Origin of the sequence: Aliiroseovarius sp. S253, from assembly GCF_049800855.1 — a bacterium.
Lineage (GTDB): Bacteria > Pseudomonadota > Alphaproteobacteria > Rhodobacterales > Rhodobacteraceae > Aliiroseovarius.
Window position 1 is genome coordinate 1 of record NZ_JBNAFW010000002.1, and the last position, 15,675, is coordinate 15,675.

Here is a 15,675-nt window from a genome sequence, read left to right on the forward strand (position 1 = left end):
TAAGAACGCTGGGCGTTCTTAGTCGATGATTTTCGAGACAACGCCCGAACCAACGGTGCGGCCGCCTTCACGGATAGCGAAGCGCAGCTTCTCTTCCATGGCGATCGGAGCGATCAGCTCGACGTTGAACTTCAGGTTGTCGCCCGGCATCACCATTTCGGTGCCAGCGGGCAGTTCAACAGTACCGGTCACGTCGGTGGTACGGAAGTAGAACTGCGGACGGTAGTTCGCGAAGAACGGCGTGTGACGGCCACCCTCTTCCTTGGTCAGGATGTAGACCTCGGCTTCGAACTTGGTGTGCGGGTTAACCGAACCCGGCTTACACAGAACCTGGCCACGCTCAACAGCTTCACGGTCGATACCGCGCAGCAGAACACCAACGTTGTCGCCTGCTTCACCGCGATCAAGCAGCTTGCGGAACATTTCAACACCGGTACAGGTGGTTTTCTGAGTGTCTTTGATGCCAACGATTTCGATCTCGTCGCCAACGTTCACTACGCCACGCTCAACACGGCCGGTGACAACAGTACCGCGGCCCGAGATCGAGAACACGTCTTCGATCGGCAGCAGGAAGTCGCCGTCAACCGGACGATCCGGGGTCGGGATGTACTCGTCCACAGCAGCCATCAGCTCGCGGATTTTCTCTTCACCGATTTCCGGGTTCTTGCCTTCCATAGCGGCCAGCGCGGAACCCGCGATGATCGGCATGTCGTCGCCCGGGAAGTCGTATTCGTTCATCAGTTCACGAACTTCCATCTCAACCAGCTCGAGCAGCTCTTCGTCGTCTACCTGGTCAACTTTGTTCATGAAGACTACCAGCGCAGGTACACCAACCTGACGTGCCAGCAGGATGTGCTCGCGGGTCTGAGGCATGGGGCCATCAGCTGCGTTCACAACCAGAATGCCGCCGTCCATCTGGGCCGCACCGGTGATCATGTTCTTGACGTAGTCGGCGTGGCCGGGGCAGTCAACGTGCGCATAGTGACGGTTCTCGGTCTCGTACTCAACGTGAGCAGTCGAGATGGTGATGCCGCGTGCTTTCTCTTCAGGTGCACCGTCGATCTCGTCGTATGCTTTGAAATCACCAAAGAATTTGGTGATAGCTGCCGTCAGCGTCGTCTTGCCGTGGTCAACGTGACCAATCGTGCCGATGTTAACGTGCGGTTTACCGCGTTCAAACTTTTCCTTAGCCATGATGGCCTCCTGTAAATCTAAGGACCGGGCAGCAATGGGTCACTGCCCGGCAATTTCGATTAGGCGTATTTCGCCTGAATTTCGTCCGAGATGTTCTGCGGAACCGGATCGTAATGCGAGAACTGCATCGTGAACTGCGCACGGCCCGAAGACATGGAACGCAGCGTGTTGATGTAGCCGAACATGTTGGCCAGCGGTACGTTGGCGTCAATTGCCACGGCGTTGCCGCGCGGCTCTTGACCCGATACCTGACCGCGACGCGAGGTCAAATCGCCGATGATGCCACCGGTGTATTCCTCGGGCGTGATCACTTCCACTTTCATGATCGGCTCAAGCAGCTTGGCGCCAGCCAAACGCATACCTTCGCGCATACACATACGTGCAGCGATTTCGAAGGCCAGAACCGACGAGTCAACATCGTGGAATTTACCGTCGTTCAAGGCAACCTTAAAGTCGATCACGGGGAAGCCAGCCAGGGGGCCGCTATCCATAACCGAGTTGATGCCTTTTTCAACACCGGGGATGTATTCCTTCGGAACAGCACCACCAACGATGCGGCTTTCGAACGAATAACCTTCGCCCGCTTCAGTCGGCATGATTTCCATTTTGACTTCAGCGTACTGACCCGAACCACCCGACTGTTTCTTGTGGGTGTAGGTGTGCTCGATCGCTTTCGAGATGGTCTCGCGGTACGCAACCTGCGGCGCACCAATGTTGGCTTCCACTTTGAATTCGCGCTTCAGACGGTCCACCAGGATGTCCAGGTGAAGTTCGCCCATGCCCTTCATGATGGTCTGACCACTTTCGATGTCAGTTTCCACACGGAACGAGGGGTCTTCAGCAGCCAGACGGCCCAGACCTTGCGACATCTTCTCTTGGTCAGCCTTGGTTTTCGGCTCGACCGCGATCTCGATGACGGGATCAGGGAAGGTCATGGTTTCCAGAACCACCGGATCGTTGACGGCACAGATCGTGTCGCCTGTGGTGGTGTCTTTCAGACCGGCCAGAGCGATAATGTCACCAGCGAACGCTTCCGTGATTTCCTCACGATCGTTCGAGTGCATCATCATCATACGACCAACGCGCTCTTTCTTACCTTTGGTCGAGTTCAAAAGCGTGTCGCCTTTGTTCAGGACACCCGAGTAGATGCGGGTAAAGGTCAGCGAGCCAACGAAGGGGTCGTTCATGATTTTGAACGCCAGCGCCGAGAAAGCCATGTCGTCGTCCGCACGGCGGGCGATGTCACGGGTTTCAGTTTCGTCACCGGGTTTAAAGCCCATGTAATCAACAACGTCCAGCGGGCTGGGCAGATAGTCGATAACAGCGTTCAGAAGCGGCTGGACACCTTTGTTTTTGAAGGCCGAACCACCCAGAACCGGAACGAAGTCCAGCGCCAGAGTACCCTTACGCAGCAGAGCGCGCAGGGTCGGAACGTCAGGCTCGTTGCCTTCCAGATAGGCTTCCATGGCATCGTCGTCTTGCTCGACGGCGGCTTCGATCATCTTCTCGCGCCACTCGTTGGCCATGTCCTGCAGGTCGTCACGGATCGGAACCCGTACCCACGATGCACCAAGGTCTTCACCCTGCCACAGCCATTCTTCCATGTTCACCAGGTCGATCAGACCTTCCAGCTCGGTTTCTGCACCGATCGGAATGCCAACCGGAACGGCGCGGGCGCCGGTGCGGTCTTCGATCATGTGAACACAGTTGAAGAAGTCAGCGCCGATTTTGTCCATCTTGTTGACGAACACCATACGCGGAACCTTGTAGCGGTCAGCCTGACGCCACACGGTTTCGGTTTGGGGCTCAACACCAGCGTTGGCGTCCAGAACACAGACAGCACCATCGAGAACCGCCAGCGAACGCTCAACTTCAATGGTGAAGTCAACGTGGCCGGGGGTGTCGATGATGTTCATGCGGTGCTTGGGCGTCTGAGCGGTTTCACCGTCTTCGGTGCGTTCCCAGAAAGTGGTCGTCGCAGCCGAGGTGATGGTGATCCCGCGTTCCTGCTCCTGCTCCATCCAGTCCATGGTGGCCGCACCATCGTGCACCTCACCAATGTTGTGGGACTTGCCGGTGTAGTAGAGGATACGCTCGGAGCAGGTGGTTTTACCTGCGTCGATGTGAGCCATGATACCGAAGTTACGGTACAGCTCGAGCGGATATTCGCGTGCCATGGTTTTGATCCTTCCTTGGCGTTACCAGCGGTAATGGCTGAACGCTTTGTTAGCGTCTGCCATTTTGTGGGTGTCTTCGCGCTTCTTAACTGCAGTACCGCGCGAGTTAACAGCATCCAGAAGTTCGCCTGCAAGACGCTCTTCCATGGTGTTCTCGTTGCGGTTACGAGCGGCGGTGATCAGCCAGCGGATTGCCAGAGCTTCGCGGCGCTCGGGGCGAACTTCAACCGGAACCTGGTAGGTGGCACCACCTACACGGCGCGAGCGAACTTCGACCGACGGTTTTACGTTATCCAGCGCTTCGTGGAACACTTCCACGGGGGCGCGCTTGATTTTGTCTTCAACGCGATCCAGCGCGTTGTAAACGATTTTTTCTGCAACCGATTTTTTACCATCGATCATCAGGTTGTTCATGAACTTGGTCAGAACCACATCACCAAATTTGGCATCGGGCAGGACCTGGCGCTTCTCAGCGGCGTGACGACGAGACATATCTGACTCTCCTTACTTCGGACGCTTGGCGCCGTATTTCGAACGACGTTGCTTACGGTCTTTGACGCCCTGGGTATCCAGAACACCACGCAGGATGTGGTAACGGACACCCGGAAGGTCTTTTACACGACCGCCACGGATCAGAACCACCGAGTGCTCCTGAAGGTTGTGGCTTTCACCGGGGATGTAGGAGATGACCTCGTAGCCGTTGGTCAGGCGAACCTTCGCAACTTTACGCATAGCCGAGTTCGGCTTTTTCGGGGTCGTGGTGTAAACGCGGGTACATACACCGCGCTTCTGGGGGCAAGATTCCAGGTGCTGCGACTTGGAACGCTTGACTTTGGGCTGACGCGGCTTGCGGATCAGCTGTTGGATCGTTGGCATAGGGCTCTTTTCCCGTTTCTCAACTCAGTCTACGCAGGGAAGCCCCCACGCGGTTAAATCTGTTTCGCGTTTCAGGATTGTGACAATCCACAAAACGAAAACCCGCGAGCGTTTCCATTCCGAGGCAAACGTCGCGGTTGGTTCACAGAGGATCGGCGCTTCAAAGTAGCCCGAACTTGATCCCTCAATTCTTGGATAGCCGGGTTAAACCCAGCTGGATGCTCGCGCGTATAAGGGGAGTCGATGGCACTGTCAACAGCAGGGCCTCTGCATTGCAGCGCCGGCGCCCCCCTTGTAAGCTCCTAAAGGCCGATGTTTCAACCTCAGGAGTTTCATATGAAGGGCACCTTGCTGCTGGCCTGCATGCGAAACGAAGGCGCGTTTGTTCTGGAGTGGTTGGCCTGGAACCGCATGCTTGGGTTCGAGAAGTTCCTGATCATGCACAACGATTGCACCGACCGAATGCCGCAGCTTCTCAGGTTGTTGGAACGTCATGGCGTTCTCGCAGCAAAGCGGCACCAACCGCAGCCCAATGAAACCCCGTTGGGGTCGGCCTATAAGGCGGCGCGTTCTCATCCCTTTCTGAAGCAATGTGACTGGATGTTTTCCTGTGACGTGGACGAGTATCTGGTGATCCGCAAAGGCAACGGCACCATCGACGAGTTGATCGGCAATGGCGCCGAAGAACGCTTTCGGGGTATGTCCGTCCACTGGCTGATCTTCGGCACGGGGGATGAAGAGAACTGGGAAGACCGGTTCGTCCACCAACGCTTTCTGAAAAGCGCGCCGGAAAAGGCGCGTCAGAACAACTGCGTCAAAAGCTTCGTCTACAAGCCACTGGACTTTGGGCGACTACGCTCGCACGCACCGAAGTTTTGGCGCGGTGAAGGGAAATGGGATACCGGCAGCAATCACTGGGTTTTTTCAGACGAAAGCTGGTTCGAAGACTTCCACCCTACCCACAACGCTCTGAACGGTTCTCACCACAAACTGATAACCCACGAAGCCGCGCATCTGAATCACTATATCCTGCAAACGAAAGAGCAATTCGCCTTCAAAAAGGGCAGTCCCGGATCCGCCGGGTCGATTAACCGCTACACCGATGACTTCTTCGACCGCTTCAATCACATCAGCGTCGAGAACCCATCTACGCTGGCGTTCAAGGATCGCTTCGATGCCGAGTATGCTCAGCTCGCTTCTATTCCGGGCGTGTTGCGGCTGCACCATTTGTGTTGCGCCGATTTGGTGACGGCCATGTGCGCCAAACGCGGGGATAACCACCAGAAGGATCCGCGCTTTGTGTACCATAGGGACATGGCCCAAAGCCTACCCAAGCCAGAGCTTCGGGATCAGACGGCCTAGCCCGCGGCCTGCCGCGCTGCTTTTTGTTCGCGAAACAGAGTGAACAGGCCAGTGCCAACAACGATCCCAGCGCCGATCAGGGTCAATTGGTTTGGCCATTCACTGAACAACACCAACCCCAGCACCAGCGCCCAGATAAGCCCCGTGTACCGAAAGGGTGCCGCAAAGGCGATGTCGCCCACGCGCATCACCATGACCGAGAAGAGGTAGCCCAAGAAAATAAAAAATGCGGCCAAAATCAGCATTGATGCCGACCAACCATCAACAGGAGCCCAGTCAACACCAACAGACGCCACGCCGAACCCAACGGTAATCGAAATTGCTGCCATGATCGCAACGGTCATCGAGGGCGTCTCGGGCGACAGCTTTCGCACCACCAGATCGCGGAAGGTAATGAACCCAACTGCGGCCAGCGCATAAAGCGACCAAACCGAAAACCCCGCACCAGGCTGGATAATCAAAAGCACGCCCAAGAAACCAACGGCGATGGCTGCCAGTCGACGCCAGCCCAATGGCTCGGACAGGAAAGCCCAAGCAGCCAGCGCGATCACCAGAGGTAAGACCTGCAGGATCGCTGTGACATTGGCGATGGGCATGTGAAACAGCGCCGTAAGAAAACAATAGGTTGCCCCCATTTCCCCGACACAGCGCAATCCAATCAGCTTCCATTCCCGCGCAGACAGATTGAACCGCATGGTCCCCAAATACCGGCCCAAGACGTAAAGCAACACACAGGTCGCAACCCCGCGCAAGAACACTGCTTGCTCCAACGGCATCATTGTCGACAGGATTTTCATACAGGCATCGTTGAACGTGTACCCGGCCATCGATCCAGTCATCAGTGCGGCTGCTTTAAAATTGTCCGAAGGCATGATCGGGAAATGTCCTTAAAAGCGTTCGGTCACCTAATCAGTGTTTCCCAAACTGGCCAAGCCAAAAAAGAAAGCCCCGCATAATGCGGGGCTTTCCAAATCTTATGTCAGCACTGATCAGGGCTGTTCGTCGCCACCCATTTCGGGGGTCTCGACCAGACCCAGATCGTCTTCGGGTGCATCGCCGAACACATCCTCGGCAGGCGCGGCCAGAGCGGCTGCGGCCTCGGCCTCGGCACGGGCTTCTTCGATCACCTTCTGGTCACGCTTCTGCGCGATGGCGCGAACCTGCTGGGTTGCCCCACCAGTACCGGCCGGGATCAGACGACCAACGATCACGTTCTCTTTCAGGCCAACCAGCTTGTCGCGCTTACCCTGAACCGAAGCTTCGGTCAGAACGCGGGTGGTTTCCTGGAACGACGCAGCCGAGATGAACGAACGGGTCTGCAACGAAGCCTTGGTGATCCCCAGAAGGATCGGCTCGGCCGAGGCCAGACGACGCCCTTCGGCGGCGGCTTTTTCGTTCGCAGCCATGTATTCGGCTTTATCGACGTGCTCGCCTTTCAGCAGTGTGGTTTCACCCGAGTCCTGGATTTCCCACTTCTGCAGCATCTGGCGAACGATCACTTCGATGTGCTTGTCGTTGATCTTCACGCCCTGCAGACGATAAACGTCCTGAACTTCGTCGATCATATAGTCGGCCAAAGCCTCGACACCCATGATGGACAGGATGTCGTGCGGCGCCGGGTTACCGTCCATCAGGTATTCACCCTTCTGGATAAAGTCCCCTTCTGCAACCGGGATGTGTTTGCCTTTGGGCACCATGTATTCCACGGTTTCCATCGACTCATCCGCAGGCTCAATCGAGATGCGACGCTTGTTCTTATAGTCGCGGCCGAAGCGCACATAACCATCGATTTCGGCGATGATTGCGTGATCTTTCGGACGGCGGGCTTCGAACAGTTCAGCAACACGCGGCAGACCACCGGTGATGTCCTTGGTCTTGGCGCCTTCACGCGGGATACGTGCAATAACGTCACCAGCTTTGACGTTCGAGCTTTCCTCGACCGACAGAATGGCATCCACGGACATGGTATAGGTCACCGGGTTACCCGCATCATTGCGGACCGGTTCGCCATCTTCTGCCACCAAGATCACTTCCGGCTTCAGCTCGTTACCTTTCGGTGCCGAACGCCAGTCAGAAACGATCTTCTGTGTCATGCCTGTTGCATCATCGGTTTCGTCACGAACCGAAATACCGCTGATCAGATCGACGAACTTAACCGTACCGTCCTTTTCAGCAATCATCGGAAGTGTGAACGGGTCCCATTCGAACAGCTTGTCGCCGCGGGCCACATCGGCACCGTCTTTGACGAACAGTTTCGAACCGTAACCGATCTTGAACGAAGCACGCTCTTCACCGTTGTCGCCCATGATCGCCATAACCATGTTGCGGCCCATAACGACGATCTCGCCGTCACGGTTTTCCAGCACCGACGCGTTGCGATACTCGATCTTGCCTTCTTGGTTGGCTTCCTGGAACGACTGCTGGCCACCTTGCGCAACACCACCAATGTGGAACGTACGCATGGTCAGCTGCGTGCCGGGTTCACCGATCGACTGTGCAGCAATAATGCCGACAGCTTCACCGATGTTCACCTTGGTACCGCGGGCCAGGTCACGACCATAGCAGTTGGCGCAGACGCCTTCTTCGCTTTCACAGGTCAGCGGGCTGCGGATGCGGATGGCGGTATGGCCAGCATCTTCCACAGCATCAGCTTTGCGTTCGTCGATGATCTCGTTCTTGGCGACCAGAACTTCTTCTGTGCCCGGAACCAGAACGTCTTCGGCAGCAACGCGACCCAGAATACGTTCGGCCAACGAGGCGACAACTTCACCGTCGTTCACAGCAGCTTCTGCGGTGATCGAGTTTTCGGTGCCACAATCCTGCTCGCGCACGATGCAGTCCTGTGCCACGTCAACCAGACGACGGGTCAGGTAACCCGAGTTCGCGGTTTTCAGAGCGGTATCCGACAGACCCTTACGGGCACCGTGGGTCGAGTTGAAGTACTCGAGCACGGTCAGACCTTCTTTAAAGTTCGAGATAATCGGCGTTTCGATAATCTCGCCAGAAGGTTTGGCCATCAGGCCGCGCATGCCGCCCAGCTGTTTCATCTGCGTGACCGAGCCACGCGCACCAGAGTGGGCCATCATGTAAACCGAGTTCGGTTCCATTTCCGAGCCATCTTCAGCGCGCTTGTTGGACGAGATGGTGTCCATCATAGCGTCGGTGACTTTGTCGTTACACTTCGACCAGGCGTCGACAACTTTGTTGTACTTCTCGCCCAGAGTAATCAGACCGTCCATGTACTGCTGCTCGAACCCTTTAACCTGATCGCGGGTTTCATCCACGATCGGCCATTTGGTGTCCGGAATAACCATGTCGTCCTTACCGAACGAGATGCCAGCCTTGAACGCTTCTTTGAAGCCCATCGACATGATCTGGTCACAGAAGATAACCGACTCTTTCTGACCGCAGTAACGGTAGACGGTGTCGATGACTTGCTGCACTTCTTTCTTACGCAGAAGGCGGTTCACCAGAGCGAACGGTGCCTTGTTGTTCTGCGGCAGAAGTGCGCCCAGACGGATACGGCCCGGTGTGGTTTCAAAGCGAACCATAACGGTGTTACCCTCTTCGTCTACCTGCGGCAGACGCGCCTGAACTTTGGCGTGCAGATGCACTTCGCCAGCGTCCAAGGCGTGGATCACTTCGTCCACGTCGGAGAAGACCATGCCTTCACCCTTCATGCCTTCGCGTTCCATCGAGATGTAGTACAGACCCAAGATCATATCCTGCGACGGAACGATGATCGGTGCGCCGTTTGCCGGCGACAGAACGTTGTTCGTCGACATCATCAGGACACGTGCTTCCAGCTGGGCTTCCAGCGAAAGCGGTACGTGAACAGCCATCTGGTCACCGTCGAAGTCAGCGTTGAACGCCGAACAGACAAGCGGGTGCAGCTGAATGGCTTTACCTTCGATCAGAACCGGTTCGAACGCCTGAATACCAAGACGGTGCAGCGTAGGTGCACGGTTCAGCATGACCGGGTGTTCGCGGATCACTTCGTCCAAGATATCCCAAACTTCGGGACGCTCTTTTTCCACCAGTTTCTTGGCTTGCTTCACAGTGGAAGACAGGCCTTTGGCTTCAAGACGCGAATAGATGAACGGCTTGAACAGCTCGAGCGCCATCTTCTTCGGTAGACCACATTGGTGCAGCTTCAGTTCTGGACCGGTCACAATGACCGAACGACCCGAGAAGTCGACGCGCTTACCCAAAAGGTTTTGACGGAAGCGACCCTGCTTACCTTTCAGCATGTCCGACAGCGATTTCAGCGGACGCTTGTTGGCGCCGGTGATTACGCGGCCACGACGGCCGTTGTCGAACAGAGCATCCACGGATTCCTGCAGCATCCGCTTTTCGTTGCGGACGATGATGTCGGGCGCACGCAGCTCGATCAGACGCTTCAGACGGTTGTTCCGGTTGATCACGCGGCGATACAGATCGTTCAGATCAGAAGTCGCGAAACGGCCACCATCCAGCGGCACCAGCGGGCGCAGCTCTGGCGGGATTACCGGGATCACGGTCAGGATCATCCACTCGGGGCGGTTGCCCGATTCAATGAACGATTCAACGATCTTCAGACGCTTGATGATCTTCTTCGGCTTCAGTTCACCTGTGGCTTCGGCCAGATCGGCACGCAACTGCTCGGCTTCGGCTTCCAGATCGATCGCGGCCAGCATTTCGCGGATGGCTTCAGCACCAATATTGGCGGTGAAGGCGTCCATGCCGTAGGTGTCCTGCGCGTCCATGAACTCTTCTTCGGTCATCAGCTGACCATACTGAAGGTCCGTCAGACCGGGCTCGATCACAACGTAGTTTTCGAAGTACAGGATGCGTTCCAGATCACGCAGGGTCATGTCCAGCATGAGGCCGATGCGCGACGGCAGCGACTTCAGGAACCAGATGTGAGCGACAGGGGCTGCCAGCTCGATATGGCCCATACGCTCGCGGCGTACTTTCTGAAGGGTAACTTCAACACCACATTTCTCGCAGACAACGCCGCGATACTTCATGCGCTTATATTTACCGCACAGGCATTCGTAGTCTTTGACCGGGCCAAAGATACGGGCACAGAACAGGCCGTCACGCTCGGGCTTGAAGGTACGATAGTTGATGGTCTCGGGCTTCTTGATCTCGCCATAGGACCACGAAAGGATCCGTTCCGGGCTGGCAAGCGAGACCTTGATCTCGTCGAACACCTTGGGGGCGGCCAGCGGGTTGAACGGGTTGGTTGTCAGTTCCTGGTTCATTTTGCGTTTCCTTTAATCAGGGGAAGGGTGGGAGGGGTAAGGCGGGCGCCTTACTCCTCGCCCTCCGCATCCAGGAGTTCCATGTTGAGGCCGAGGCCGCGGACTTCTTTGACAAGAACGTTGAACGATTCCGGTACACCAGCTTCGAAGTTGTCCTCGCCTTTGACGATGCTCTCGTACACCTTGGTACGGCCAGCAACGTCATCCGACTTGACGGTAAGCATCTCTTGCAGCGTGTATGCCGCGCCATATGCTTCCAAAGCCCAGACTTCCATCTCACCGAAGCGCTGACCACCGAACTGTGCCTTACCACCCAGCGGCTGCTGCGTAACAAGCGAGTACGGACCGGTCGAACGTGCGTGGATTTTGTCGTCCACAAGGTGGTGCAGTTTCAGCAGGTACTTCACGCCGACAGTAACTTCGCGCGAGAACTGTTCACCGGTACGACCGTCAAACAGAACCGACTGACCCGAGGTGTCGAAACCGGCACGCGTCAGCGCGTCGTTTACGTCAGCCTCTTTGGCGCCGTCAAAAACCGGAGTCGCGATCGGAACACCGCGGGTCACATTGCCAGCTGCATCCACAAGTTCGTCCTCGTCCATGCCCGAGATGCCTTCTTCATAGACATCGTCGCCATAGGCGATGCGCATGGCTTCGCGAACTGGGGTCAGATCGCCGGAACGGCGGTATTCACCCAGAGCTTCGTCAATGTTCAGACCCAGGCCGCGCGCGGCCCAACCCATGTGGGTTTCAAGGATCTGACCAACGTTCATACGCGAAGGCACGCCCAGCGGGTTCAGACAGAAGTCAACCGGAGTACCATCGGCCAGGAACGGCATGTCTTCCATCGGTACAACCTTGGAAATAACACCTTTGTTCCCGTGACGACCGGCCATCTTATCGCCCGGCTGAAGCTTACGCTTCACGGCAACGAAGACTTTAACCATCTTCATCACACCCGGCGGCAGATCGTCGCCACGACGGACTTTTTCGACCTTGTCTTCAAAGCGCGCATCCAGTGCACGTTTCTGAGCTTCGAACTGTTCGTTCAGGGCTTCAACGATTTTCGCATCGTCTTCGTCCTCAAGCGCCAGTTGCCACCACTGACCGCGCGACAGACCTTCCAGCAGCTCTTCCGAGATGGTCGAACCGGCTTTCACGCCTTTCGGCCCTTTTACGGCCGCTTTGCCCAGGATCATGTCCTTCAGGCGGGCATAGGTGTTGCGCTCAAGAATGTGCAGCTCGTCGTCACGGTCGCGGGCAAGGCTTTCGACCTCTTCGCGCTCGATCTGAAGGGCACGTTCGTCTTTTTCAACGCCGTGGCGGTTGAAGACACGGACCTCAACAACGGTACCGAAGTCACCTGGCTTCACACGCAGCGAGGTATCGCGCACGTCCGAAGCTTTTTCACCGAAGATGGCGCGCAGAAGCTTTTCTTCCGGCGTCATCGGGCTTTCGCCTTTCGGGGTGATCTTACCAACCAGAATATCGCCAGGTTCTACGTCCGCACCGATGTACACAACGCCAGCCTCATCGAGGTTGCGCAGCGCTTCTTCACCGACGTTCGGAATATCGCGAGTGATTTCTTCCGGCCCAAGCTTGGTGTCACGAGCAGCGACTTCAAACTCTTCGATGTGAACCGAAGTGAAGACGTCGTCACGCGCAATACGTTCCGAGATCAGGATCGAGTCTTCGTAGTTGTAGCCGTTCCAAGGCATGAACGCGACGACCACGTTTTTACCCAGAGCCAGTTCGCCCATATCTGTCGACGGACCGTCAGCAACCACTTCGCCTTTGGAAACCTTCTGACCTACTTTCACCAGCGGACGCTGGTTGATGCAGGTGTTCTGGTTCGAACGCTGGAACTTGCGCAGACGATAGATGTCCACACCCGCGTCACCCAGACCAAGGTCTTCGGTGGCACGCACAACGATACGGGTTGCGTCAACCTGGTCGATCACACCGCCACGCCTGGCCTGAATGGCAGCGCCCGAGTCGATGGCAACCTTGCCTTCGATACCGGTGCCGACAAACGGAGCCTCGGCCCGCAGAAGCGGAACAGCCTGACGTTGCATGTTCGAACCCATCAGAGCGCGGTTAGCATCGTCGTTTTCAAGGAACGGGATCAGCGAGGCAGCAACCGAAACCAGCTGCTTGGGCGACACGTCGATCAGGTCGACGTTATCACGCGGTGCCATGGTGTATTCGCCCGACTGACGGGTGTTCACCAGATCGTTTTCAAACCGGCCATTTTCGTCCAGATGCGCGTTGGCCTGAGCCACAGTGTGACGCATCTCTTCGGTGGCGGACATGTAGTTCACCTCGTCGGTGACCTTGCCGTCCACAACCTTACGATAAGGCGTTTCGATGAAGCCGTACTTGTTCACGCGGGCAAAGGTGGCCAGCGAGTTGATCAGACCAATGTTCGGCCCTTCCGGCGTTTCAATCGGACACATGCGGCCGTAGTGGGTGGCGTGAACGTCACGCACCTCGAAGCCAGCACGTTCGCGGGTCAGACCACCCGGCCCAAGCGCCGACAGGCGGCGTTTGTGGGTGACTTCTGACAGCGGGTTGGTTTGGTCCATGAACTGCGACAGCTGCGACGAACCGAAGAACTCGCGAACAGCGGCGGCAGCCGGTTTCGCGTTGATCAGATCCTGCGGCATCACGGTGTCGATCTCGACCGAGGACATACGTTCCTTGATCGCGCGTTCCATGCGCAGCAGGCCAACGCGGTACTGGTTTTCCATCAGCTCGCCAACGGAACGCACACGACGGTTGCCCAAGTGGTCGATGTCGTCGACATCGCCACGGCCATCACGCAGATCAACCAGCGCCTTGATACAGGCGATAATGTCTTCGCGACGCAGGGTGCGCTGGGTGTCTTCAGCATCCAGAGCCAGACGCATGTTCATTTTCACGCGGCCAACAGCCGACAGATCATAGCGCTCGCTGTCGAAGAACAGTGTGTCGAACAGGTTCGACGCGGCTTCAACCGTGGGCGGCTCGCCCGGACGCATGACACGATAGATATCCATAAGCGCGGTGTCGCGACCCATGTTCTTATCGGCAGCCATGGTATTGCGGATGTAGGGGCCAACATTGACGTTGTCGATGTCCAGAACCGGGATGTCGGTGATGCCCGCATCCATCAGCTCTTTCAGCGATCCGCCGATCAGCTCACCGTCTTTGTCGTGCTCAAGCGTCAGCTCGTCACCAGCTTCGACGTAGATCGCACCGGTGTCTTCGTTGATGATGTCTTTGGACACGTAACGACCAACGATCGCGTCGAACGGCACCAGAAGGTTGGTGACGTCGCCCGCTTCCATCAGTTTCTTGACAGCACGCGGAGTGATCTTCTTGCCAGCTTCAGCAATCACTTCACCGGTTTTGGCGTCGATCAGATCCTGCACCGGACGGGTGCCGGCAACACGCTCGGGGAAGAACTTGGTGACCCAACCTTTGTTCTTCTTCAGCTTGAACTGAACGGTGTCATAGTACGCGTCACAGATACCTTCTTGGTCCAGACCCAGCGCATACAGCAGGGTGGTCACAGGAAGCTTACGGCGGCGGTCGATACGGGCAAAGACGATGTCTTTGGCGTCGAATTCGAAGTCCAACCACGAGCCACGGTAGGGAATGATGCGGCAGGCGAACAGAAGCTTGCCCGAAGCGTGCGTCTTACCTTTATCGTGATCGAAGAACACGCCCGGCGAACGGTGCATCTGAGACACGATCACGCGCTCGGTGCCGTTCACAACAAACGTACCGTTCGGCGTCATCAGGGGCATGTCACCCATGAATACGTCTTGTTCCTTGATGTCCTTAACCGATTTCGCACCGGTATCTTCGTCCACATCAAACACGATCAGACGCAGGGTGACTTTCAGCGGAGCCGAATAAGTCAGGTCGCGCTGTTGGCATTCCTCAACGTCGAACTTCGGTTCTTCCAGCTCGTATTTCACGAACTCGAGGATCGAGGTTTCATTGAAATCCTTGATCGGGAAAACCGACTGGAAAACAGCATTGATGCCTTCTCCGTCCATCGGCTCCAGCTGATCGCCAGAGTTCAGGAAAAGATCATACGAGCTTTTCTGAACCTCGATCAGGTTCGGCATTTCCAGAACTTCACGGATTTTGCCGTAATACTTACGCAAGCGTTTCTGGCCAAGATAGGTCTGCGCCATAAGGTATTTACCTTTCATTTCTCAACTGAGGCGCCAACCGTTGGGTCGCCGGCGACACCTCGTCCGAGACGGGGGTTCGAACCAATTCATGGAAACCCGCCCAAGGGTTCCCTCCCGATCCATTGAACCTTTCCCAGAACAACGCCTGCATTCAGGCCCTCTTCAAGACAGGTTCGGCTGGACCCGGATTTCTCCGGGCCCAGCCTTGTTTTTACAGGCTACCGTGGGCCTAAAAGCGTAAAGCTTAAGCCAGTTCGACTTCGGCGCCAGCTGCTTCCAGCTTGCCTTTGATGTCTTCTGCTTCGGCTTTGTCGACGCCTTCTTTGATCTTGCCGCCGCCTTCAACCAGCTCTTTGGCTTCTTTCAGGCCAAGACCGGTGATGCCGCGAACTTCTTTGATCACGTTGATTTTCGAAGCGCCGGCGTTCTTCAGAACGACGTCGAATTCGGTTTTCTCTTCAGCTGCTGCGCCGCCGGCGTCGCCGCCTGCTGCCATTACAACTGCGCCGCCAGCGGCGGGCTCGATGCCATACTCGTCTTTGAGGATGGTTTTCAGTTCTTGTGCTTCGAGAAGGGTCAGACCCACGATCTCTTCTGCAAGTTTCTTCAGATCAGCCATTTGACTTCTTTCCG

The 15,675-nt window shown here is 56.5% G+C and carries 9 protein-coding genes; 1 reads left to right on the forward strand and 8 read right to left on the reverse strand.

What is annotated here, in order from left to right; all coding sequences use genetic code 11:
• Window positions 1-18: 18 nt before the first annotated feature.
• From tuf to rpsL, 4 genes are read right to left on the reverse strand one after another with little or no spacing between them, the layout of a single operon-like run.
• Window positions 19-1,194, reverse strand: a complete 1,176-nt coding sequence (tuf, locus tag ACP15F_RS11460) for an elongation factor Tu (protein WP_163040919.1) — start codon at window positions 1,192-1,194, stop codon at window positions 19-21.
• Window positions 1,195-1,253: 59 nt separating this feature from the next.
• A complete protein-coding gene (fusA, locus tag ACP15F_RS11465; protein ID WP_424940974.1) occupies window positions 1,254-3,371 on the reverse strand; it encodes an elongation factor G in 2,118 nt (705 codons plus the stop codon).
• A 21-nt stretch (window positions 3,372-3,392) separates the two neighbouring features.
• Window positions 3,393-3,863, reverse strand: coding sequence for a 30S ribosomal protein S7 (gene rpsG / locus ACP15F_RS11470; protein WP_424940975.1), 471 nt, complete (start codon window positions 3,861-3,863; stop codon window positions 3,393-3,395).
• A gap of 12 nt (window positions 3,864-3,875) precedes the next feature.
• Window positions 3,876-4,247: a 30S ribosomal protein S12 gene (rpsL, locus tag ACP15F_RS11475; RefSeq protein WP_008331617.1), complete on the reverse strand. Its 372-nt coding sequence runs from the start codon at window positions 4,245-4,247 to the stop codon at window positions 3,876-3,878.
• 336 nt (window positions 4,248-4,583) lie between these two features.
• On the opposite strand from rpsL, the gene ACP15F_RS11480 reads away from it, so the two are divergent.
• A complete protein-coding gene (locus ACP15F_RS11480) occupies window positions 4,584-5,609 on the forward strand; it encodes a glycosyltransferase family 2 protein (protein ID WP_424940976.1) in 1,026 nt (341 codons plus the stop codon).
• Here ACP15F_RS11480 and ACP15F_RS11485 read toward each other — a convergent pair.
• From ACP15F_RS11485 to rplL, 4 genes are all read right to left on the reverse strand, one after another.
• Entirely contained in the window at window positions 5,606-6,481 is an 876-nt protein-coding gene (locus ACP15F_RS11485; RefSeq protein ID WP_424940977.1) for a DMT family transporter, read from the reverse strand. The two genes, ACP15F_RS11480 and ACP15F_RS11485, sit on opposite strands and share 4 nt — an antisense overlap.
• 117 nt (window positions 6,482-6,598) lie before the next feature.
• The gene (gene rpoC / locus ACP15F_RS11490) at window positions 6,599-10,855 is read right to left on the reverse strand and encodes a DNA-directed RNA polymerase subunit beta' (RefSeq protein WP_424940978.1); all 4,257 of its coding nucleotides are present in this window, start codon (window positions 10,853-10,855) and stop codon (window positions 6,599-6,601) included.
• Between the two features lie 50 nt (window positions 10,856-10,905).
• On the reverse strand, window positions 10,906-15,042 hold the full coding sequence (gene rpoB / locus ACP15F_RS11495; RefSeq protein WP_424940979.1) for a DNA-directed RNA polymerase subunit beta: 4,137 nt from the start codon (window positions 15,040-15,042) through the stop codon (window positions 10,906-10,908).
• Window positions 15,043-15,286: 244 nt separating this feature from the next.
• Window positions 15,287-15,661 (reverse strand): 50S ribosomal protein L7/L12, encoded by a 375-nt coding sequence (gene rplL / locus ACP15F_RS11500; RefSeq protein ID WP_424940980.1) that lies wholly within the window; start codon window positions 15,659-15,661, stop codon window positions 15,287-15,289.
• Window positions 15,662-15,675: the final 14 nt, after the last annotated feature.